Annotated in this window: 1 protein-coding gene; it reads left to right on the forward strand. The window is 33.4% G+C overall.

Annotation, left to right across the window (positions count from 1 at the left end; genetic code table 11):
- Positions 1-100 precede the first annotated feature (100 nt).
- Positions 101-1,267, forward strand: coding sequence for an IS256 family transposase (locus tag LT143_RS20270; RefSeq protein WP_246946196.1), 1,167 nt, complete (start codon positions 101-103; stop codon positions 1,265-1,267).
- Positions 1,268-1,475 lie beyond the last annotated feature (208 nt).

The raw sequence follows: 1,475 nt of genomic DNA on the forward strand, positions 1-1,475 counted from the left end.
GATAAAGTCCATATAATTGTGTAAAAAGAAAGAGTCATTTTGATTATTCTTGTCAACAATGTTTAACGACCAAGAAAAACATTGAAAAGAGGTTATCAAAATGACTCAGTTACAGTTTACCCTAGATATGGAAGTTTTAAAAGATTCATTATTGAATTCTAATATGGATTCAGTTTATAAATCAGCTCTTGTATTAATTTTAAATGAATTTATGGAAAAAGAAAGAGATGACTACTTACAAGCCTACCCTTATGAACGTACTGACGATCGTCGTGACTATCGTAACGGGTATTATGAGCGTGAGTTGACATTGAAAGTTGGAAAGATAAAACTCAAGGTTCCACGAACTCGTAATGGAGAATTCTCAACATCTGTTTTTGAAAAATATTCTCGATGCGAACAGGCACTGGTCTTATCTATGTTAGAAATGGTTATTAATGGTGTTTCAACAAGGAAGGTTACTCATATTGTAGAACAACTTTGTGGTGAGGCTGTTTCAAAATCGTTTGTTTCTTCCCTTACTCAAAAGCTTGATCCTATCGTAAATGATTGGTCTAAGCGGCCTTTGAATACTGTCTATTATCCTTTTATATTTGTTGATGCTATGTATATAAAGGTGAGGGAACATAACCGTGTTGTTTCTAAAGCTGTTTATATTGCCAAAGCTCTTACTGAGAAAAATAAGCGTGAAATTATTGGATTAAGTGTAGACCATAACGAGAGTTTTGAGAGTTGGAGTCAATTTTTTAAACAATTAAAATCCAGAGGGCTCCAATCACCTAAACTGGTGATCTCTGATGCACATCTAGGTCTACAAAAGTCAATTCAACAAGAGTTTATCGGTACTTCTTGGCAAAGATGTAATGTCCACTTTAAACGCAATATTATTGAAAAGTTACCAAAGAAAGACTCAACGGAAATACGTTTGATGATTAAACGTGTATTTGAAGCAGTCACGATAGAAGATATACGAACTTTTAAAGAAGAATTAATGACTAAGTTTAGTGATAATCCTAAATACGCAAAAGCATTAGAGATATTAGATGAAGGGTTCGAAGATACCATTCAATATATGAATCATCCAGAATCTATTCGTCCGCATATTCGCAGTACTAACTCTCTTGAGCGCTTAAATCAAGAAGTTCGTAGAAGAGAAAGAGTCATTCGTATCTTTCCTAATACACAATCAGCTTTTCGTTTAATAGGAGCTACATTAATGCACTACCAAGAAACAACATATGATAAGAAAAAGTCGCTTACTAAGTAGAATATTTTTTAAAACTTCCGTTATGGATTATTCCACAATCAGTAAAGGCTATCAAAGGAAAAGAGTCTTTGACAGCCTTTACTGATTGCGAAGTTATTAACCCACGGAAATTTCTCAAAAAAATGTAGGGGGAAAGAATAACCCCAAACATAATAAAAAGGTTGATTAAACATTGTTTAGGATTTTACACAAGATTATGGACTTGACT

The organism is Bacillus pinisoli, assembly GCF_023036475.1.
GTDB lineage: Bacteria > Bacillota > Bacilli > Bacillales > SA4 > Bacillus_BS > Bacillus_BS pinisoli.